Source organism: Capnocytophaga sp. oral taxon 324 str. F0483 (genome assembly GCF_000318315.2).
Taxonomy (GTDB): Bacteria; Bacteroidota; Bacteroidia; order Flavobacteriales; family Flavobacteriaceae; genus Capnocytophaga; species Capnocytophaga ochracea.
This window is the reverse complement of the sequence record NZ_KB291529.1, coordinates 1-21,822: the sequence shown is the minus strand read 5'-3', so window position 1 is coordinate 21,822 and position 21,822 is coordinate 1. Positions and strand designations below refer to the sequence as shown.

At 43.6% G+C, this 21,822-nt stretch carries 17 protein-coding genes; 1 reads left to right on the top strand and 16 read right to left on the bottom strand.

What is annotated here, in order from left to right:
• The first annotated feature begins 44 nt into the window (after positions 1 to 44).
• Positions 45 to 1,316 (top strand): phosphoribosylamine--glycine ligase, encoded by a 1,272-nt coding sequence (gene purD, locus HMPREF9072_RS09095; protein WP_009411435.1) that lies wholly within the window; start codon positions 45 to 47, stop codon positions 1,314 to 1,316.
• Between the two features lie 60 nt (positions 1,317 to 1,376).
• Here purD and HMPREF9072_RS09090 read toward each other — a convergent pair whose 3' ends face one another.
• The 16 genes from HMPREF9072_RS09090 to HMPREF9072_RS12660 all read right to left on the bottom strand — a co-directional run bounded on the left by HMPREF9072_RS09090 (position 1,377) and on the right by HMPREF9072_RS12660 (position 21,728).
• Entirely contained in the window at positions 1,377 to 2,429 is a 1,053-nt protein-coding gene (locus HMPREF9072_RS09090) for an FAD-binding oxidoreductase (RefSeq protein ID WP_009411434.1), read from the bottom strand.
• A 12-nt stretch (positions 2,430 to 2,441) separates the two neighbouring features.
• Positions 2,442 to 3,188: an MgtC/SapB family protein gene (locus tag HMPREF9072_RS09085; protein WP_009411433.1), complete on the bottom strand. Its 747-nt coding sequence runs from the start codon at positions 3,186 to 3,188 to the stop codon at positions 2,442 to 2,444.
• A gap of 613 nt (positions 3,189 to 3,801) precedes the next feature.
• Complete coding sequence (galE, locus tag HMPREF9072_RS09080; RefSeq protein ID WP_009411431.1) at positions 3,802 to 4,827, bottom strand: UDP-glucose 4-epimerase GalE; 1,026 nt, start codon at positions 4,825 to 4,827, stop codon at positions 3,802 to 3,804.
• Between the two features lie 92 nt (positions 4,828 to 4,919).
• Positions 4,920 to 6,536, bottom strand: coding sequence for a DUF6377 domain-containing protein (locus tag HMPREF9072_RS09075; RefSeq protein ID WP_009411430.1), 1,617 nt, complete (start codon positions 6,534 to 6,536; stop codon positions 4,920 to 4,922).
• Positions 6,537 to 6,817: 281 nt separating this feature from the next.
• A complete protein-coding gene (locus tag HMPREF9072_RS09070; RefSeq protein WP_009411429.1) occupies positions 6,818 to 9,004 on the bottom strand; it encodes a glycoside hydrolase family 97 protein in 2,187 nt (728 codons plus the stop codon).
• Between the two features lie 67 nt (positions 9,005 to 9,071).
• The gene (locus HMPREF9072_RS09065) at positions 9,072 to 10,811 is read right to left on the bottom strand and encodes a glycoside hydrolase family 66 protein (protein ID WP_009411428.1); all 1,740 of its coding nucleotides are present in this window, start codon (positions 10,809 to 10,811) and stop codon (positions 9,072 to 9,074) included.
• A gap of 162 nt (positions 10,812 to 10,973) precedes the next feature.
• Entirely contained in the window at positions 10,974 to 12,413 is a 1,440-nt protein-coding gene (locus tag HMPREF9072_RS09060; RefSeq protein WP_009411427.1) for a SusF/SusE family outer membrane protein, read from the bottom strand.
• Between the two features lie 138 nt (positions 12,414 to 12,551).
• On the bottom strand, positions 12,552 to 14,036 hold the full coding sequence (locus HMPREF9072_RS09055; RefSeq protein ID WP_009411426.1) for a RagB/SusD family nutrient uptake outer membrane protein: 1,485 nt from the start codon (positions 14,034 to 14,036) through the stop codon (positions 12,552 to 12,554).
• Between the two features lie 80 nt (positions 14,037 to 14,116).
• Positions 14,117 to 17,155 (bottom strand): TonB-dependent receptor, encoded by a 3,039-nt coding sequence (locus HMPREF9072_RS09050; protein ID WP_009411425.1) that lies wholly within the window; start codon positions 17,153 to 17,155, stop codon positions 14,117 to 14,119.
• A 491-nt stretch (positions 17,156 to 17,646) separates the two neighbouring features.
• Positions 17,647 to 18,174, bottom strand: coding sequence for a Crp/Fnr family transcriptional regulator (locus tag HMPREF9072_RS09045; protein ID WP_009411424.1), 528 nt, complete (start codon positions 18,172 to 18,174; stop codon positions 17,647 to 17,649).
• Entirely contained in the window at positions 18,171 to 18,845 is a 675-nt protein-coding gene (locus HMPREF9072_RS09040; RefSeq protein WP_009411423.1) for an L-2-amino-thiazoline-4-carboxylic acid hydrolase, read from the bottom strand. Before HMPREF9072_RS09040 ends, HMPREF9072_RS09045 begins: the two co-directional genes overlap by 4 nt.
• A 75-nt stretch (positions 18,846 to 18,920) precedes the next feature.
• Positions 18,921 to 19,481, bottom strand: coding sequence for a Crp/Fnr family transcriptional regulator (locus tag HMPREF9072_RS09035; RefSeq protein ID WP_009411422.1), 561 nt, complete (start codon positions 19,479 to 19,481; stop codon positions 18,921 to 18,923).
• 205 nt (positions 19,482 to 19,686) lie between these two features.
• Complete coding sequence (locus HMPREF9072_RS09030) at positions 19,687 to 20,589, bottom strand: DUF3078 domain-containing protein (protein WP_002674497.1); 903 nt, start codon at positions 20,587 to 20,589, stop codon at positions 19,687 to 19,689.
• 20 nt (positions 20,590 to 20,609) lie between these two features.
• Positions 20,610 to 20,933, bottom strand: coding sequence for an iron-sulfur cluster assembly protein (locus tag HMPREF9072_RS09025; RefSeq protein ID WP_002674499.1), 324 nt, complete (start codon positions 20,931 to 20,933; stop codon positions 20,610 to 20,612).
• Between the two features lie 112 nt (positions 20,934 to 21,045).
• Positions 21,046 to 21,465, bottom strand: a complete 420-nt coding sequence (locus tag HMPREF9072_RS09020) for a SufE family protein (protein WP_009411421.1) — start codon at positions 21,463 to 21,465, stop codon at positions 21,046 to 21,048.
• A 119-nt stretch (positions 21,466 to 21,584) separates the two neighbouring features.
• Positions 21,585 to 21,728 (bottom strand): phosphinothricin acetyltransferase, encoded by a 144-nt coding sequence (locus tag HMPREF9072_RS12660; RefSeq protein ID WP_083475900.1) that lies wholly within the window; start codon positions 21,726 to 21,728, stop codon positions 21,585 to 21,587.
• Positions 21,729 to 21,822: the final 94 nt, after the last annotated feature.

Genomic DNA, 21,822 nt, shown 5'->3' with positions numbered 1-21,822 from the left:
AATTGATAGATTATATGCCTATGTGGCTCGCACCAAATTAAAAAATGAATATACTTATCTTAGGCTCTGGCGGTCGCGAACACGCCTTTGCCGTAAAACTATACCAAAGTCCGCTATGCGACGCCTTGTATATTGCCCCTGGTAATGGGGGTACCCACACCGTAGCTACCAATGTGGCTATCAGCCCCACCGACTTCCCAGCGCTGAAAGCCTTTGTACTCGAAAAACAGATTGCAATGGTAGTGGTAGGTCCCGAAGACCCCTTAGTGCAAGGAGTGTACGATTTCTTTACTGCCGACCCTGCCCTTGCCCACGTGCAAGTGATAGGTCCCTCACAGCAAGGCGCTACTCTTGAAGGTAGTAAGGAGTTTGCCAAAGAGTTTATGGTACGTCACCATATTCCCACAGCTAAATATGCGAGCTTTACTAAGGATACAGTGGAAGAAGGTTGTGCTTTCCTCAGCACGATGAAAGCCCCTTATGTACTGAAAGCCGATGGTTTGGCTGCCGGTAAAGGAGTTGTTATCTTAGATAACTTAACAGAAGCCCAAGCCGAATTGCGCCGTATGCTCATCAACGAAAAATTTGGGAAAGCAAGTACTAAGGTGGTGATTGAAGAATTCCTAAAAGGCATTGAGCTCAGTTGCTTTGTCCTCACCGATGGGGTAGACTATAAGATATTGCCTACCGCCAAAGACTATAAGCGTATAGGCGAAGGTGATACAGGGCTCAACACTGGCGGTATGGGGGCTGTTTCGCCCGTGCCTTTCGCCGATGTAGCCTTTATGCAGAAGATTGAAGAGCGCATCGTAAAGCCTACTATTGCAGGATTGCACAAGGAAGGTATCGTATATAAAGGTTTTGTGTTTATCGGACTCATAAAAGTAGACGGCGAGCCTTACGTGATAGAATACAATGTGCGTATGGGAGACCCCGAAACCGAAGCTGTATTGCCACGTATAGAAAGCGACCTCATTCCGCTTTTCCAATCACTTTACAACGGCACTTTGGCTTCACAAGAACTGAAAGTAACCCCACAAAGCGCTACTACGGTGGTAATGGTATCGGGTGGATATCCTGAGGATTATGAGAAAGGAAAAGAGATTACAGGCACTGAAAAAGCTGTTGGTAGCACTGTATATCACGCAGGCACTGCTTTGAAGGACGGCAAACTCCTCACCGCTGGTGGTCGCGTACTCGCCATTACTTCGCTTGGCGATGATTTTAAAGAAGCCCTACAACGCTCCTACAACAATATCAGTAAGATACATTTTGAAGGTGCTTACTGGCGAAAAGACATTGGGAAAGATCTTTAAATGAGTTAAGTATTAAGAAAAAATAGAGAAGAGTTGTGTTCTGCAACTCTTCCCTATTTTTTATCTTCTAAGTCGTTTAGCGAAACGCGCTATGTTCATCTCTTTAGGAATCTCTTTCTCTTCGTATACCGCTTCATAAAGTATCTTAGCACAGAAGGGTGCATTGAGCACTCCCCTTGTCCCTAAGCCGTTCAGCACCCAAAGATGAGGATACAACGGGTGGCTTCCTATTAAAGGTCTTCTATCAGCTACCGTGGGGCGTAAAGCCGCTTGGTGTGAGATAATTTCAAAAGAACAACGCACCATCTTGCGCAGTTTCTCTAATAGTTCTTTGCGAGCCCCTTCTGTAATGGTATCTGTAAGGTCTTCGGGATCATAAGTTGCTCCCATAATGTAAGTATTTCCGCCTAACGGAATGATACTACCATCACTTTTTAGGATAGTGTGCAACTGTAAATCGGGAGCGTAAAAGGTAAGAGTCTCACCTTTACAAGGGCGCATTGGCAAAGAACTGAAATAAGGATTTTTACTAATACCACAGCCCTCACAAAACACGATGTTGCGAGCTTCCACTCCCCGATATACCACGTGTGTATCGCAAATCTCAAGTGCTTCATAATCGAAAGTCTTAGCGTGATAAACTCCTTCTTCCTGCCAATGCCTAAGGCATTCCGATAAGTACTTCTTCACTTCCACTCTACCTGTACGCATTACTTCTCCAAAAAGAAAAGGAGCTGGTACTGCGGGATTGGTTTCGGGCACTAATGCAGTGCTGAGGTAACCCGAAAGCAAAGGTTGGTCAGCAGCAGTGAACCAGTTGTTTTGTTCTTCTACCGAAGCAAACTTTCGGAGCACAGGTATTGATATATGAAAAGAAACACCCGTTTTAGCCTCTATTTCCGTATAAAATGGCTCAATCATACTCATTACCTCTTCGGCTCGCCATATGGGAGTAAATCGCTTTAAAACTACCGGATTATACACTCCTCCCGCAATCAAACTAGCTACTTGTGAGCGGTCGGCTATCAAACAAAAGCTCTTGCCGTGTTTTTCCAAAAAGTTAGCAAAAGTAACACCTGCTAAGCCTCCGCCTATAATAATAAAATCGTACATACCGATGTGCTCTTACTGTATTTGCGAAACTGCCGCAATCCCTTCTTTAGCCGAAAGCAAACTCACCACACTGCCTATACTCAAAACATCAGCGGTAGCAATCGTAAAGGTAAGCGTGTGATTTTCGACGTCCTTTTCTACTTTTGTTATGCTCATTGACTTGCGTCGGAAGATAGCCGAGCAGATTTCTATAGTTTCAGCCACATTTAGTTCTTCTTCCTCATAAGTAACCTGAAAAACTCCTACAAAATTTCTCTTAATGAGCTGTGATTCCACTCTTTTGAGGAATATCATAATGATAAGCATAAAAACAATAGCCACCACAGCGATATTGTAAAAACCCCAGCCAATACCCAAACCTACGCAACCCGTAGCCCAGATACCCGCTGCGGTAGTCATTCCCGCAATACTTTCTCCGCGTTCTTTAATAATGCTACCAGCCCCCAAAAAGCCTATCCCGCTAATCACCTGCGCACCCAAACGCCCTAAATCGCTTTTGAAAAGAGCTGCCAGTTCAGGAAAATGTGCGTTAAAGTCAATAAGACTAATGCGTAATTGGTCTTGAATCATCGAAACTACCGCAGAGCCAAAGCATACGAGTATATACGTGCGAAAGCCAGCGGGCTTGTGCTTGCGTTCTCGTTCAAAGCCTACCAATCCGCCAAAGACTATTGCTAAAAGCAAGCGGAAGCACACCACCCCAAGGGAGAGTTCTCCTATGAAGTGTGTATTAGAAAAATCGTTTAAAAGCTCGTTCATAATCTAATCATATAATGAGCGGTAAAGGGACTATCTGAGTTTCCTCAGTCAGTCCCTTCCCTTTCTTAATCCAAAAATTGTTATTAACTTTTTTATCTTTTCCCCTTCACCACATTCCCCTTTTAAAAGGTTGTCCGCGATAGCCAAGTAAGTGAATAGGGGAAGGTTTTTCTCGCTTTCCCGTCACTACATTCCCCCTTTGAAGGGGGTTAGGGGGATGTTATCTCCTAGTGCCTATGGCCTAAGGCCTAGTGCCTATTCCTCTTTCTTTCGCCTCGAAACCCTGTTTTTAACATTTTTACCCTTGTCGTATCACAGTATGAATCAACTACTTATATACCCTTTCTATAACAATCGTCCAAGATTCGTATAAGCCTTCCTATAAGCTCTCTATAAGCAACCCCACCCATCTTACACCCTTTTTTCATCAAATTCTCTCCCAGCCTCCTTTTGAAAATCTCCGTTTCCTTCCGAAACCCCTAACCTGTCCGATTTGTCCAACAAGCTAAACCTGTCAAAACCATTTTTATCACTACCCATTTTCTAATTTTCTAATCTGCTAATTTGCTAATTTCCCCGCCTGTCGTGCTACGACCTCGCACCGTCCGTCGTGCTACGACCTACCTCGTACCTTCTGTTCCCATTGCCAAGCCGAGCGCATCGCATCGTCCAAAGAGCTTTCGGCTTTCCAACCGAGTACGTTATTAGCCTTATCAGTGTTAGCATAAGCAGCAATGATATCACCAGCACGTCTACCTACAATTTGGTAGTTCAATTTCTTACCCGATACCCGTTCAAAGCTTTGGATTACTTCCAAAACAGTACTACCTTTACCAGTTCCTATATTGAAAACTTCATAGTTTTCAGTATTCTTGCTTTCTAACAAACGTTGAAGCGCAATCACGTGAGCTTTCGCCAAATCCACTACGTGAATATAATCGCGAATGCAAGTGCCATCGGGGGTAGGGTAGTCGCCACCAAAAACAGAGAGTTTCTCACGCAAACCTATAGCCGTTTGGGTGATATAAGGCACTAAGTTTTGAGGTACGCCTAAGGGCAGTTCGCCTATTTCAGCCGAAGGGTGTGCCCCAATAGGGTTAAAGTAGCGCAAGGCAATCGCATTGAGCGAAGAAGTAACCTTGCAAGTATCGCTGATAATCTCCTCACTGATTTGTTTGGTATTACCATAAGGTGATTCGGCTTTCTTCACAGGAGCGTTCTCAGTGATAGGCAACTCATCTGCCTGACCGTACACGGTGCAAGACGAACTAAAAATAAAGTGTGCTTTAGGCAACTTGCTCAGTTCTTGCAAGAGGTATACAAGGCTGGTAAGGTTATTTTCGTAATACAAAAGCGGTTTCTCCACGCTCTCACCTACCGCTTTAGAGGCAGCAAAGTGAATCACCCCTTGCACATCGCGATGACGCTTGAAGAAATCTTGTACGTCAGCTTTATCACGCAGGTCGAATTTCTCGAACACCGGCATTTTACCTGTAATTTTCGCAATGTGGTCTTTTACATTTTCTTGGGCGTTGGAAAGGTTATCAATGATAACCACATCAAAGCCTGCATTTTGTAATTCTACAACGGTATGAGAGCCAATAAAGCCCAACCCGCCAGTTACTACTATTTTTTTCATTTGTTTATTAATTTCTTTTGGTTGTTTTTATTTTATCGCCACAAAGGTACAAAAAAAGAAATGATTAGCAATAAAGTAGCTTATTTTTTGTGTTATTTCTTGCCTATTTTCATTACCATTTCTTCAAAAGTTTCTCTCGGTACGATAGCTTTATTGCGCACCCGTGTGCGATAGTTGTAGATGGTATTGGTGGAATAATGTAAGAAAGTGGCTATTTTAGAACTATCGGTGATGCCTAAGCGGATAAGGGCAAAGATGCGCAACTCGGGGGTCATTTCGTGAGGTTTGGGGGCAAAACGCTCGTCTTCGGCTAATAGAGCGTTGAACTCGGTGATAAAGTGTGGGAATAGATGTAAGAAAATATCGTCGAACAGCTTGTAGAACTCTTTCAGCTCTTGCTCTATCATCTCGGTAGAGCGGAGTACTTTGTTGAGTTCGTCCCAATTGCGGTCTTTTGCCTTTTTGGTAAGCATTTTTTGGTATTTCTCTAATTTGCTGATATACACCGAACACAAGTTGAAAAACTCGCCTATATAGGCTTCTTTTACTTCGTTGCTTTCGTTGAGTTGGGTTACTACCTCGCGCAGGTGTTCGTTGAGTTGCTCTAAATCTTGGTTTTTGTGGTAGAGTTCCTTGCGTATTTTGGCGATGCGCTTCATTTGGCGGGTAACCAATACTACGGCAATAATGAGGAAAACGGCAAACAACCCTACTAACAGTAAGGTGTTGCGCAGTTTGGTATTCTGACTGTGAATGCGTTCCTGATAGGCTTTTTCGATGATAGGGAAAATTTTCATCACCTCATCGGAACGCAGTTGAGCGTTACAAAAAGTGGCGTCTTCCATCGCCGATTTGATGCAAGTGTAAGCGTTTTCTACTTCGCCTAATTGAAAGAGCGCTGAGGCAAGTTCGAGCATCGAGGCGTTTTCTTTAATAGCATCTTTGATGTCGCAACTCGCCGAAATAGCAAAGTATTCTATTTGTTTAGGGATATTCTTTTTCTTTTTGTAGAGCGTGCCGAGCACATAGCCTAATACGGCTTTTTCGTGTTCATCGGTGTGCATTAGAGCAAAGCGGTCGAGAAGCAGTTTTTCGGCTTCGTCATACCTGCCGGCATCGGTAAGCACACCAGCATAGAGAAGGATATAGTGAGTGGAATTCTTATCGACTAAATTAAGGAGGAGGTCGCGGTAAGCATTGCTTTTAGCAATATAGGTTTTGGCATCGGGGTTGTTGAAAGCGTAATTGTTGTAGAGGTTGAGGTAGCAGTTGTAGTACTGAATGAGCTGAGGTTTTTGCAGTTGCTCTTTATCAATAGCCCTGAGCAGGTCGGCAGCATCTAAGTAGTTGCCGGAAATGATGTAGAGAGAGGCAAGGGAAAGGCGGGAATCGTTTTGGAGGTCGGGTTTTTGGAGTTCTTCAGCGATGCGGATATTCTCTTTCACGTAGTACACTGCCGAGTCGGATATATAAGTTTTAAACTCGTCGAAGAGGCGTTGATTGATAGCATAGCGTTGTTCAGCAGAGGCATTGGGCACTCGTAACAAGTCGATAGCTTCCTTTATTTTGCGTTCTTTTTGCTGGGTGTAGTTATCTTTCTGTTTGATAAGTGCGGTGAGGTCGTGAATGAGCGTTTGATTTTGCGCCATTTGTGCTAGAGCGCAGTAGGGGAGTAGTAGGAGGGTTATGATAAGGCTTTTGTACTTCATTTTCAAACATTAATTTTCAGAGGCAAAAGTAAGAAAAATTAGGGAATTAGCAAATTTGTTTTGGTGGTTACAAAAAATAAATAGATTGTCCGAAAAGTCTCAAAATCGCATTTGCATCGCTATACTTTGTCAAAGTTTTTGCCTGTGTGGCTCACACCTTTGCCAAAGTTGATTATGATAATCAATTGCTTTTAGTTACATTGTAGGGGCGATTTGCAAATCGCCTTCACAAAACAAAACTTTTCGGACAGATTTCTATTTCACTATTATTACTGTAATTGCTATCGTTTTTTTAGTCCTTTGGCTTGTGCCTTATCGGTGAGGGGGTACAAGCTAATGGCATAGCCTCCTCCTGCTACTGAGAGCAGGGTGAGCTTGCTCTTGTTGGTTACCAATACTTTTTGAATGGTATAGGCTTGGGGATTGGTTTGATAGTTGGCATCTTTGGCATCGGCGTAGATAGTGGCTACATAAGTAGTTTTGGGCTCTAAGAAACTGAAATGAATCTTGGAAGTAAAATCTTTGCCGGCAGTATTGCCTACAAACCAATTGCGAGTACCTTTGGCTTTGCGCGCCACAGTGATATAAGCCCCTGGTTCGGCTTCTAAATAGTGGCTTTCGCTCCAATCGAGGGCAACATCTTTGATAAACTGAAAAGCATCGGGAAAACGGCGGTAGTTCTCTGGAAGGTCGGAAGCCATTTGTAGCGGACTGCTCATCGTTACATACAATGCCAATTGGTTTGCCAAAGTGGCATTGCAGTGTGAATGGTTGTTGGGGTTGTTCTTGCTGATGTCCATTTCAAACACCCCAGGGGTATAGTCCATCGGTCCGCCAATAAGTCGGGTGAAGGGCAACACGCACACGTGATTGGGCTTGCTACCGCCAAAGGCTTGGTATTCACCTCCGCGAGCTGACTCGTTGCCTATGAGGTTAGGATAGGTACGACACAAACCCGTAGGGCGCACAGCCTCGTGAGCATTCACCATAATGTGGTAGTCGGCGGCTTTTTTAATAGCATAAAGGTAGTGATTGTTCACCCACTGACTGTAATGGTTTTCGCCTCGCGGAATGATATTCCCTACATAACCGCTTTTTACGGCGGGGTATTCGTATTTGTTCATCAGCTGATAGGCTTTATCCATAAAACGCTCGTAGTTGCGGATAGACGAGGAGGTTTCGTGGTGCATAATCATCTTAATTCCCTTGCTTTTGGCGTATTGGTGAATAGCTTCGATATCAAAATCAGGGTAAGGCGTTTGGAAGTCGAATACCAAATCTTTGGAATGTCCAAACCAATCTTCCCACCCTATATTCCAACCTTCTACGAGTACACCATCAAAACCATTTTCGGCGGCAAAGTCGATGTATTTCTTCACATTCTCGGTAGTAGCCCCGTGCTTGCCGTGGGGTTTGAGGGTGGTGTAATCGGTTTTACCGATATGCACACTAGGCACATCGTAAGTATACGACCATTCTTTCATACCGGTAATCATTTCCCACCATACTCCTACGTACTTCATCGGGTGAATCCAAGAGGTATCACCCAAAGCACAAGGTTCGTTGAGGTTAAGAGTGATATTAGAAGCTAAAATATCGCGGGCATCGTTGCTAACAATTACCGTGCGCCAAGGCGTTTGTGCAGGGGTTTGCATATAACCTTTGGCACCGTTAGCATCGGGAGTAATCCACGATTGGAAAACGAAGGTCTTATCGTTGAGGTTGAGGTGCATCGCCCCGTAGTTCACCAAAGCAGCTTCGTGCAAGTTGATGTACAAACCATCGTCAGTTTTGAGCATCAAAGCAGTTTGTACACCCGTATCCGAAAAGCCTGTTTGTGCTAAATTCGCCTGACGCCCTTTTTGGTTGATAGCGCGTATTTCGGAGAGGCGCGATTTCTGATAGTCGTACTCTTGGGTATCGTAATCGCCGGGTATCCACCACGCTTGGTGATCACCCGTCATTGCAAACTCGGTGCGTTCTTCTTTAATCACAAAGTAAGGCATTTGCTTTTGTTCGGGGAACTCATAGCGGAAGCCTAATCCGTCGTCAAACAGTCTAAAACGTAGGTTCATTTCTCGGTGAGTATCCTTCTGTTTGAGACTCACCAATAGCTCGTTGTAGTGGTTGCGAATGTTTTGGCTTTCGCCCCATACGGGTTGCCAAGTTTCATCAACGGTTGTATTTTGAGTATTCACCACTTCAAAGTTATGGTAGAGAGAGGTGTTTGCTCCCTCTTTTTTGGTGATTTCAGCGCCAAATTTCACTTCATTGGAGCTAAATAGCTCAATACCTAATCTACTCGGTTTCACCACTTCTTTTCCCTTGTAAAAAAGCGAATAGGTAGGAGTACCTTCCGCGTTGAGTGAAAAAGAGAGTTTCAGTGTTTTATTAGGCGAAAATAACTCCTGTGCTACTGCTGTAGCACAGGAGAGGATGGTTATTGTTATGAAAGTAAGAAATCTCATAAATTAGCAAATTTATTAATTAGCAGATTAGCAAATGAGAAAATTTGCTAATCTGCTAATTTTTTTATTAATACTCTATCACCACCATATCCCAATAGCTGAGGGAGGGGAGGGTGAAGGTAATTTGGTTGTTGTTATAGGTAAATTCTAAGGCGCGAGGAGCACCGCCAAAGAGGTCGGGAGTAGCGAACCACACTTTTTTGGGTTGTGCAGTTACAGCAACGGTAGTTTTAAGATCGGTTACTGTAGTAGGTTTCTTTTGAGTACCGTTGGTATCACGCCAGTCCATAGAGGTTACCCCGTTGAAATTGATAAGATGCACTATATCCTTGCCGTTCACGGTTTTGGTGAGAGCCGCCACTTTATCCTTCGCTGCAGGCCAAGCCACTATTGTAGCATTTTCGGCAGTTACTTGTACTGAAGTATAGCTACCACCGTCGCGCAAGAGGTTTTGGTAAGCTACCAAGAAATCGTAGTAGGTAATGAGTGCTTTTTTGAGGTCGGCTTTCATTTGAAGGTTTTTGTTAGGGAAATACTCATTGGCGAGGTAGTGTTCGCCTATCTCTAAATGAGCCCCTCCAAAAGCAAAAATCACGGCATTGGCGAGCAATACACCAGGTTCGTTTACAAAACCTGCATTCTTAGATTTTTCGTAATCCATATAGGCAGCCAACACGGTTTTGAGTTGGTTATTGCTACAATTGTAATTATCGAGGATAATTTTTGCCAATTGGTTGTAGGTTTTTTCGTCCCATACTTCGGTATAGAGAAAATCCACTTTATTGGTACCTGCAATTTCGGTTTGACCGTATTGCCCTACCGCATTCATCACAAGGCGTTTATCGGGTTGTGCGCTTTTCATCGCATTGATAAACGAAGCGTACTGAGGCAAGAGGTCTACGCTATTGCCATTGTAATCGTATACCGTGCCACGCCCTCCGAGTTGGTCGATATGATAACCATCGAAACCAAAAACGGCATAAACATCGCTGTTGCGCCCTGCTAAGTAGTTTTGCCAGTGCGCATTGCCAGGGTTAGTGAGATAGATACTACTGCGGGCAAAGTCGCCTAACACGTGCGCATCTTTCTCTTTGTGCTGGTTGTCTTTGTAGAGAAACCACTCTTTAGACACACCATCGGCTTCCGCATTTTTGAGCGCCCCGAAGGCTAAATTGTAGAACATTGCTTTCATACCCTTGCTATGAGCGGCACTGATATAACCGCGTACGGTAGATAGGAAAGTGGGACGTTTGAAGAGATCAGGCCACTCATTAGAAGGGTTTTGAGGGGTACCGGCCAGCGGTTTGTGATGGTCGTACATCCAATCGTAGAACTGGATGCCATTGATATGACACCGGTTCATAAAGTCGATATTCTTCTCGATAGGCTCGTTTTTGCCATAAGAGGACAAGAAGCCGTAGCGAGGGAATTTTGTCCAATCGGAAGATACATCCACAGCGATACTGCCGTAAGTATTTTGTTTACCGCCAGCTTCTTGGTATATTTCCACCAAATAACCTCGATAGTCATCGGCAGGGGTTACCCATTGCCAAGAGGTGGAGGTAAGAGGTTCTTCTTTAATCACTTCACCTAAATAAGAGTAGCGCACTTTGTAGGAACCAGAGGGCATACTCGCCAAGGAGAAGCGCACCGTGCTACCAGGGGTATAGACCGCCTTATCGGTGCTGATATCTATTTTCAAATAAGTTTCGCCATAAGTAATAGGGTTGTTGCTGGGCGTATCGTTCTTCTCGCAAGAGAAGAGGCTGAGCGTAGTGGCGAAGAATAGAGTATATAAAACTTTCATTTTCAATTAATAATTATTCCTCTCTCCCGTTCCCTCTCTCCCAAGGAGAGAGGGGCAATTCGCAGATGCGAACGGAAAGGAGGGTTGTTTAACACGTATAAAGATGTTTTGTTCTTGAACTCTCTTAAACTCCCTCCCCTTGGGGGAGGGCTGGGGAGGGGACTATTGCTTTTTAATAAGCACCTTTTGGGTGAGTTGGTTGAGGGTGATTTTGTAGGTGCCCGCCTCGCTGATTTTCCACTTGTTATCGGGGTTAGAGCCGTGGGCGCTGAAAATCATCGGTTCTTCTACACCGGCAGGTGCTTTATCAGCTTTAGCAGCCAAGAACCAGTCGCCACCCCAATCGCTTTTCTTGTCGCAAGAGAATTTGAGTTCGCCCGCTTTCAAGTCGCCTTCCCACGTAAAGACATTAGGATTGCCACTATCGACAGTCATAGCAATAGGATTGTTGATATCCCAACCAGCATCGGTAGCACTACCAATCATATACATTCCTGTATAAGGAGTGAAAGGCACAATGTCAATCTTCATTGTACGAGTGTTGAGCGTAATCTTGTAAGTACCAGCTGCAATTTTCCATTTGTTATCGGGGTCGCCCGCCCATTTCTTCACAGGGAGGTCGCTACCTTCAGCCGTATTATTTTTTTTCGGACGGAAAAATACTGCTAACCAATCGCCTTCTTTAGTACCTATTTTGAACTCACCTCCATTGCCTAAATCGGCATTGTAGTGGAACACAAATGGGTCGGTAGGGTCTACGGTCATTTTCTTGAAACTCCAACCGGTGGGTTCACCTACGAACCACAACTCGGTATATTCAGGCGCTTCGCCTTTGGTGATGCTTATGGTGAGGTTGATGAGGTTCACTTTCACGGTATAGACACCACTTTCGGCAATCGCAAATTTCTCATCACTTGTATCGGCATCGGTTTTGCGAAAGTGCAATTCGCTATTATTGCTGCCTTTGCCATACGATGGTATAAACTGACCTTTGGTAGTGATGAACTTGATTTCGCCAGCAGACAAACGTCCTGACCACGCAAAGGCTTTAGGAGTACCCTCAATAGGTTTCATCTCTTCGGCTTGATCAGCACTCCAACCGTGAGGGGCAGCACTACCGATGATATACAACGTATTACTGATAGGGGTATGCGTTTTGAAAACCACCGTCTTCACATTGGTATGTTGTTTCATTCCCTCGCCAGAAGCTACTTGGGCAATGATGCGTACTTCCATCGTAACTTCAGTATCTACCGCAACCTTGAAAGTGTTGAGCAATAGGTTGTTGAGTTCCTCATTTTTATACACTCTCTCATAGGCTTCACGACCTACATTCTCGCTGATACCTCCCGCAAAGTTGTTGCCTTGCACATCCATTTGGAAAGTATAGGTGATAGCGGCATTAGTGCCGCGATTGGAAGCCGCCGTCCAAGTGAACTTAATCGCTTCTTGTTCGGGGTTGGCAGCGTCTAAGGCGATGTTTTCTTTAGGAGCTTTCAATTCAAAGGGTTTTCCCTCTTTGAAGAGCTCCATATAGTCCTCTTTTTTACAGCCCGTAAGGAGCAGTAAGAGGAAGGCGATGTATAAATGGTATGGTTTCATATTAGTTTGTGTCCTCACCCCCTCCGTTCTCCCCCTCGCCTTCGGAGAGGGGGAGGGAAGCCGCAAAAGCGACAAGGGTGAATATTAGTTAAAAGTTAAGAGATAAGAGTTGTTGTAATTCGTCATTCGTCATTATTATCACCAACCTGGGTTTTGGGTAAGGTTGGGGTTGGCGTCGCGGTCTTTTTGAGGGACGGGCAAGAGCAGGTGTTTCTCGCGGGCGTTGGTTTTGCCTATGGAGTGCAAGAAATTGAGTGCATACTGACCGTTGTCCCAGCGAATCATATCAAACCAGCGATGTCCTTCAAAAGCGAGTTCTATACGGCGTTCGTGGCGTATTTTCTCACGCATTTGTGCTTGAGTGAGGTTCTCTATATCGGCGCGATTAGTGAGCCCAGCGCGGGTGCGCACTTTGTACAAAGGCACTTCGGCTTCGGTGGTGCGACCCAACTCGTTGAGAGCTTCCGCTTTCATTAGGAGCACATCGGCAAAGCGGAGCGCTACAAAGTTGGCAGGGTTGGTATTGAAATCGGGAGACTGACTTAGTGGCACTAAGAACTTGCGCACGTTATACCCTGTGTTAGACATTGAAGCGCGGTATACATTTCCTTCAAAATTAGGACAACCCTCATAGAGAATCGTCTTATCTTTGCGGAGGTCGCCCGCCTCATATTGGTCTACAAACTCTTGTGTGGGCTGATTCCAACCATAAGCACCACCTACCCAACCACTGTTGCGAGGACCCATAAAGGTACTGAGCCAAGAGGCTTGGTTTTCTTCGCCCCAGAAATCGTCTTTGGTAAGTCCGTAATACTGAATTTCAAAGATAGACTCGGCAGTGTTTTTGTTGCGTTCGGCAGCGCCAAAACAATCGGAATAATCAGGATTGAGGGTATAGCCGAGGTTTTCGACAGCATTGCACATTTCAAGAGCTTCGCTATATCTGCCCAAGGTGAGGTATACTTTGGCGAGCATACCCGCAGCAGCCCCTTTGGTTGCGCGACCTTTATCGGCATTGCTATATTGCTCGCGTGTAGGCAATAAGTTGAAAGCCTCTCTGAGGTCGGGGATAATCACCTCGTTGTATATCTTCATTTTGCTTTGGCGGAAAGGCGTTTTGTTAGTCAAACTCTCTTTAGGGTCGAGCTGAAGAGGCACATCGCCAAAGAGTTGCACCAAAAGGAAATAGTAGTGCGCGCGGAGGAATTTGGCTTCACCGATACAGCGGTTTTTGATATCCTCAGGGATATTGGCAGAAGGCAAAGCTTTCAGAGCCGTATTGCAATAGAGAATACCAGGGTTACAACCGCGCCATATTTCGAGCGCCAAAGGGTTATCGGCAGTCGCGTTGAAGTTCGAAAGAGTAATAGTTTCGAGTCCGTCGTTACCACCTCCAGCGCCTACGATGCTGTTGCCTGCTACGATGTCGAGCGTCCAGAGGCGCATATTGTAGAGGTTAGAGCGTTGCAAGGGTTTATAAGCCGAATTGGTAAGGGCAATAGCCGATGCCGCATCGCTTATGTTTTCAGCACTTGAATCTTCATAAGGGGTCTTGTCTAAAAACTTAGAACAAGCCGTGAAGAGCGGAAATGCTAATAGGGTGATGTATAATATCTTTTTCATAATTAACAATTCATAATTAACAATTAACAATTTGTAGTGATTCTTTTGTCACCTGATGCCTGTCACCTGTCACCTGACCCCTAAAACTGCACGTTTAATCCAAAGCTAACTGTGCGGGTTACAGGGTAAGTACCGCCATCAACGCCACCAGTGCCTACTTCGGGATCCATACCGCTGTATTTGGTGAAAGTATAGAGGTTTTGGCAAGACAGATATATGCGCAACATATCGGTGTGGAATTTTTGAGTAACCTCTTTAGGAAGTGTATACCCCAAAGTTACGTTTTTGATGCGCAAATACGAACCATCTTCTACAAAGCGGGTAGAGTGACGCGCATTTTGGTTGGGGTCGCCATAGATAGCACGCGGAATGCTATTGCTAGTGCCCTCGCCAGTCCAACGGTCTTTTACTTTGGCAATTTGGTTTTGTGGCACCGACATTCCCTCTTGCCATATACGGTTGGCATTGTAGATGTCGTTGCCTGCTACGCCTTGTAAAAATATTTGCAAATCGATGTTTTTGTAATTGAAGTTGTTGTTCATAGAGAACGTCCATTCAGGGAACGGATTACCGATATAAGTACGGTCTTCGGCATTGATGACCCCGTCGTTGTTGAGGTCGCGGAACTTCACATCACCAGGGGCAGTACCGTTTTCCACTTGAGTAGCATAGTTGTCTACCTCGCTTTGGTTTTGGAAAAGTCCGTTCATTACATAGCCATAGAAAGCATTTACAGGGTGACCCTCGGAGAGGATTTGCAATTTGGTGAGGAACGCCTCAAAACCAGTGAACAAAGGCACACCATCGTTCATCTTCACAATTTTGTTGCGGTTGAACGATACGTTTACATCAGTATTCCATTGGAAGTCCTTTTTATTCACATTCACTGATGACACTGTGAGCTCTACCCCTTTGTTTTCTACTTTACCAGCGTTGATACTTGGCACGTTGATATCCGAATAACCAGAGCTTACTGATACCGCCATTGGCACCAACATATCGCTGGTGTTTTTGATATAGGCATCGAAAGTGAGGTTCAAGCGGTTTTTGAGTAGTGCAAGGTCAATACCCCCGTTGAATTGCTCTACGGTTTCCCATTTCACATTAGGGTTAGGCATTACGTGAGGATAGAGGGTAGAAACCAAATTGTTGTTGAACACATATTGCCCTGTGCGCAATTTGGTGAAATAAGCATAGTTATCAATACCTCCTTGGTTACCAGTCATACCGTAACCCACGCGCAATTTCACATCGTTTACATAGTCGTTTTTAGGGAAAAAAGACTCATTTGATGTGCGCCACGCCAAAGAGAATGAAGGGAAAGTACCCCAGCGGTTTTCTTTGGAGAAACGCGAAGAACCATCGCGACGCACCGTAGCAGTGAGCAAGTACTTATCGGCATAAGTATAGTTGAGTCGCCCGATGAAAGAGAGGATAGCCCAATCGTTCATCGTACCACCTACCGTAGGGTTTTCCAAGCCTTTGCTGAGTTGGTTTTGCTGGTCGCTCAAGAAGTTGCTCACACTCGCGTTGATTTTGCTATACACGTTGTTTTGCGCACTGGTGCCCACCATCACATTGAGGAAGTGCTTTTGGGCAAAAGTGTTAGTGTAGGTAAGTGTGTTATCCCAAAGGAGAGTAGTGCTCTTGTTAGCATCTTGGTAGAGGTTAGAGAGCGGATTAGGTATTGGTTTCCAGTTGTATTTAGGGGAGAAACTGCGGTTGTCCCAATATTTAAAATCAAGCCCTCCAGTGGTTTTGAATACCAAGTGTTTTACAGGAGTAATCTCGGCAAAGATATTCCCCAAAATGTTATAGCCTTTGGTAGTGTTTTGTCCGTTGATAAGGGCTGTTCCTATTACGTTGCGGATATCGCTGTACTGATGGGCTGGCGAATCAGGACCTGAGTAGCTACCGTCTTCATTGTAAATAGGTTGTGTAGGCAAAGAAGCCATCGCCATACGGATGTTGTAATCGCCAGATTTCTTTTCGTCGTGGCTGAGGGTGAGGTTGTTGCCAAACTTAATCCACGGTTTTACGCGCGACTCACCATTGAACTGCACTGTATAACGGCGGTAAGAAGTGTTGAGGATAATCCCATCTTGGTCGAACACCCCAGCTGATACGTAGTAATTGCTCTTGTCGTTACCGCCTGAGTATGAGAGCGAATAGTTGCGCATAAAAGCAGGACGGAAGAGCGCTTTGAGCCAGTTGGTGCCTTCCCCCCAGTCCTCAGGATTAGCAAAATCAGGGCGTTGTGTAAGCGGACTTACCCCAGGGGTGCGGTTGTAGTTGGCAATCATTTCGTTGTGAAAAGAAGCAAACTCGCGGGCGTTGAGCATCACAGGCAAGTTGGTAGCTTGTTGAAGGGCTACATTGGTGCTAAACGACAGTTTGCCGTCGCCATTTTTTCCTTTTTTGGTAGTGATAAGCACCACACCATTGGCACCACGAGAGCCGTAAATGGCAGTTGCCGAAGCATCTTTTAGCACGTCGATATTTTCTATATTATCTACGTTGAGCGCGTTGATACCGAGGTCGGTAGGTACCCCATCGATAACCAGTAGCGGTTCGCTGTTGTTAATCGTGCTAATACCGCGAATGCGAAACGACACATTGTCACCAGGTTTTCCCGCCGAGGTTACTTGCACCCCAGCAGCACGCCCTTGGAGTGCTTCCCCAGCGTTGGCAATAGGTTTCTCTTTGAGGGCTTTGTTAGACACCGAAGAGACAGCCCCCGTAAGGTCTTTCTTGCGGACGGTACCATACCCTACCACCACTACCTCGTCTAACTGCTCTTGTTCTTCTTTGAACACGATAGTGAGTTGGTTTTGGTTGCCTACAGCTACATTTTGGGTGTGATAGCCAATAAATGAAACCGATAGCGTGGCTTTAGCAGGTACTTCTATCGTGAAATTCCCATCGAAATCGGTAGTAGTACCCTTAGTAGTGCCTTTCACCACCACCGATGCCCCCAGCACGGGCTGGTGTTTTTCATCAATTACCTTTCCGCTAATCTTTTTGTTTTGGGCAGAAAGGGCGGTAGAAAGCAAGCTAAAAAGTAGTAGCAAGGCGAGCTTGCCAATACTGTTTAATAAAGTTCTTTGTTTTCCTTTCATTTTAGTTAAAAGTTAAGAGGTAAGAGTTTGTGCCTGACACCTGACACCTATCCCCTAATACCTGATTCTGCCGCAAAGATAAAACGTTAAAGATATACTAAAAACATTGGATAGTGAAAATATAGATAAGTAAAAATGTAGCTGTTTGATAAACAACAAAATAAAAAGAAAGTGGTAACGAAAAATATAGAAAGAATGTAAAAGTAATTAACAAAGAATATTTGACAAAGGATAATTTGTTATGTGTGTGTGGCACATTAAAATAACAATTCTATGAGAAAACTTATTTTTTCGGTGCTCCTTGCCACAACTTTATTCATTTTACTAGGCAAAAGAGGATGGCAAATATTATAATGTTACCAATCCTCAAAACTAAGTAGACTTGTCGTTTGTCTTTTCAGATAATAACACCAAGTTCTCCTACAGCACACAAAGCCAAAATAGCTTAGTAACGCTATACTTTACTAAAATAAAATAACGATAATCAACCATTAAAATATTCTTTTCCTAATCCTGCTCAGCGCTTGGGGGGTGATGCCAATATAAGAAGCAATATATTTTAGCGGAATATTTTGGATAAGTTTAGGGTCTTTTTCCAATAGATTGCAGTAAATCTCCTCCGGTGATTGCAATAAAAACTGTGCTTCTCGTTGCATCTTCTCAATCAGCAGATGTTCCAAGATATCAGCTTTTATTTGTAGGTACTCTTGCTGTTCTATGAGGTGTTCAAGGTGTTCACGCCCTATTTTATAGGCAGTAACATCTTTCAGTGCTTGAATAGAGAAGAGGGAAGGTTCACGCTTTACAAACGAAGCATACGACATAAAAAACTGCTCAGCAAAGAGAATATCCACCGTCGTTTCCTTGTCGGTTGTGGGGTTGTAATAAAAGAAGCGCACGATGCCCTCGCTGAGGTAATAGAGCGAGTGCTCCACATCGCCTGCACGGGTGATGAGGGCATCTTTATCGAAATGTACTTCAGTAAAATACTGACTGAGGAAATCGAGGTTTAAGGTCATTGTATATCTTCTGTTTTTTCTTCTTTTATAAACCACATTTGGCAGGTATTGCCCGTAGCAAAAGTAGTGGGTCGTGCAAAATGTAAGTTGTGTAGCTCTGTTTTAATGCCTTTTATCCAACCGCAGTCTACTTGGCATATAATTCTCTGCAAAAAAGTATGTTCAAGAGCTTTTAGTACTTCGTGAAACAAGCACTTTTTAATTTGCAATACATAACCGTAATCATTATCTATAAGGCGTTCAAAGCCAAAACTCTTGCCAAAATAAAACGCTTCTCGTGCTTTTGATATCTCCACTATCGCCTTAAAAGGGTACTCCGAAGCTGTTAAGAAAGCCTCTGTGTTTTGCTCCATAAAAGGAGCTATCGGCTCATTGATAGCAAGACACACACATTTGAAAGCCTCTTTTCCGTCCTTGCCTATCTTCACAAAAGCTTCATATAAAGCTACTACCAAAACAGCAAATTGCACATTCCCTTCGTCCAACTCATTCTTGATAAGATGAGATACTTTTTGTAATGAGTGCTTAAAATAATCTTCAAAAGCGTTTAAAAAGTCTTCAAACAACGCTTCATCTATCCATTGTTGGGCTTTTATATAAGCAAAAGCCTCTTTCTTTATCCACTGATAGCTGTCCAGCGGACTAAAACTGTATTGTTCTTCTTGGTTCATTTTACATTTGTTTTATAAATGCAAAATTACGCACAGCAATACACAAAAAAGTTGCTATTTGGCAACTTCCTCTCTTTACTTGTAAGATTTTAGCCTACTGATAGAGTATTTAGTCATTCCGAGCATTGTAGCAAGGTCTTTTTGTTTCACTTTTTGTATAAAGGCAGGAAAGCTAAATAAGGCTTCATATCGCTCTTTAGCCGGTTGTCTTTGGAAGAGTTCAATAGTTTCCATCAGCCGTAATATTGTTTGTTGCTCATTTTGTATGAAGAACTGTTGCCACTCATAGCTATTTTGTAGAAGTGAATGCATTTGTTGTTTATGTATTTTCAGTACTTCAGTCTCTTCAATAGCTGTAATAGCATAACGAGAAGGTAAGCAATCTGTATAACTAAATTGCTCTGTAAAAAAGTAATCTTCAAAAGCTATCCAGCTCGTGTATTCCTCTCCTTCATCGTAAAAGAATATCCTAAGAGCTCCTTTGTTTACAAAGTAATAATGCTCACACACTTGTCCGAAGTCTAACAGCAAAGCATCTTTAGCAACGCTCTCTTTTTGGAAAGCCTCTCTAAGCGTCTGTTCCTGTATTTTTAGCTCAGGAACGGTTTTTTGTATATATGCAATTAGTTTTTCCAATTCTTCTCTAATTCAGCAATAATGTGTGAGGCAAAGGTACTACTATTTTTCTAAATACCAATCTTAGCTCTTACAAATGCTTCCTCTGAACAATCCGCAACCTCTCTATAACAAAACAAAAAAGGACTACCATTAAGGTAGTCCCTTCTCTATTTTTTACTAATTGCTAACGTGCTACAATTGTGTGTGCGACTCGCACCTCACACTAAAACTTGTAGTTTACTCCTAAGCCCAATACTTCACGAATTTGGAAGGCTTTAGCAGCGTCGTCGTCGTAGATAGCTTGGAAAGTAAAGTTAGCTGATAAGTACTTGTTGATAGTCATCACAATGTTTGCAGTATAATCCAAGTCTACGTTTTGTGGTTTGTCAAGATAGTTGCTGTATAAGCTGAGGATATTCTCGAAAGACACATTGTCCATCACAGTAAACTTAGCATAACCGTTCAAGTAGAAACCGAGTTCATAGCGAATGTTCTTTCCTTGTTCAACACCGTAGAAAGGACCTGTTTCTGTCCAACGGCTTTTAGCTGTTGTGATTTTAGAAGTTGCAGGAGCCAAGTTCACTTTTAGGTTATCGCTCTTCTTCCACAACATACCAGGACCAAATTGTAAGTATCCAGGTGAAAGCATTTGGTTTATGAGCGTACGACCTGTGCTCTCATATTTGTAACCATCGGTCATTTGTGTTTTGAAGTTCAAGAAGAATGAATAGTACCACTGTGGGTTGTTCAATTGGTAACCGAGTACTGAGTTCACCTCAAAACGGTCAGTGGTTTTTCTTGAATAGTCATCACCTTCAAGTTTAGTAATCCCGTAATCAACAAATACGTTGTTATCCCACGCCCATTTGTCTTTCTTGTAGTTAAAAGCATAGCTCACCGCAAGGCTTGCTGCTACGTTGTTAGTTCCCCCTCCTGTCCAATCGTGATTGAAGGCGGCTTGCGAGAACATCAGTGAAGCGTTACCTCCCTTTGTCCATCGAGGAGCAGGAGCTTCCTCTGTTGGAGCTGCCGTAGGGTCTTGTGCTACACCGTCATTCGTTTGGTCTTCCTGAGCAAATACAGCTACTGAAGACAATAATAAAGTTGAAAATAAAAGTCTTTTCATAAGTGATTTATTTATAATTTTTACAAAAATCCTAATTCAAGTTTCGCCACCTCACTCATCATATCCTGATTCCACGGCGGGTCAAAAGTGAGTTCTACAATCGTTTCGTGCACTTCGTCAATACTTTGTACCTTTTCCTTCACCTCCATTGGGAGAGACTCTGCCACGGGGCAGTTAGGCGAAGTGAGAGTCATTAATATTTTTACATCGAAGTCTTCGTTCACAAACACGTCATAAACAAGCCCCAATTCGTAAATATCTACGGGTATTTCAGGGTCGTATATCGTTTTGAGCACCTCAACGATTTTCTCGCCCAATTGCTCTATCTTTCTTTCTTCAGTCATTTAATTTTTCTTTTTAAAGAGATAAGTCTAACGCCTCAGAAATCTAATAAAAATATATCTGTTTGATTTGAATAGACTTGTTTAATTTCTACACCGCCAGGTGTATTCCTTCTTATCTATTCCCTAACACCTTAGCAGCATATCCCCTCATTTGCCCTATCATACTCACCAACCCATTCGCACGAGTAGGTGATAGATGGTCTTTCAGTCCTATTTTATCAATAAAACTCATATCCGCTTTTAGGATATCCTCAGCCGTTTGGTGAGAGAACACTTTCACTAATAAAGCAACAATCCCTTTGGTGATAATCGCATCGCTATCGGCGGTAAAGATAAGCTTACCATCTTCCTCTTCGGCGTGTAACCACACCTGACTCTGACAGCCTTTAATGAGGTACTCCTCCGTCTTGTACTTTTCGTCAATAAGTGGTAACGACTTGCCTAATTCTATCAGATATTCGTAACGTTGCGTCCAATCATCAAACAGTGAAAAGTCTTCAATAAGCTCATTCTGAATCTGTTGAATAGTCATTTATGTTACTTTTAGGGCGCAAAGATATAAAACAAATAATAACTGACAACTAATAGCAAATATTTTAACGCTCTTTTAACGCTCCATACAGCCTCTTGTCACGTCGCTACATTCCCCCTTTAAAGGAATATGTTTTCGTCCCTAATTCCCCCTTTGAAGGTAGCCAGCGACAGCTGGGTATGTGTAAAGGGGGGGGTGTCAGCTTTTCCAGCTTGTCCCCCTTCGGGGGTTCGGGGGCTTACCCAATAAATGACTCGCCACAGTTTCCCCCTCAGAGAGGTAGCCAGCAATAGCTGAGTATGTTAGAAAAGAGATATTTTTACCACATTACCTTCGTCATTCGTCATTCGTCCCTCG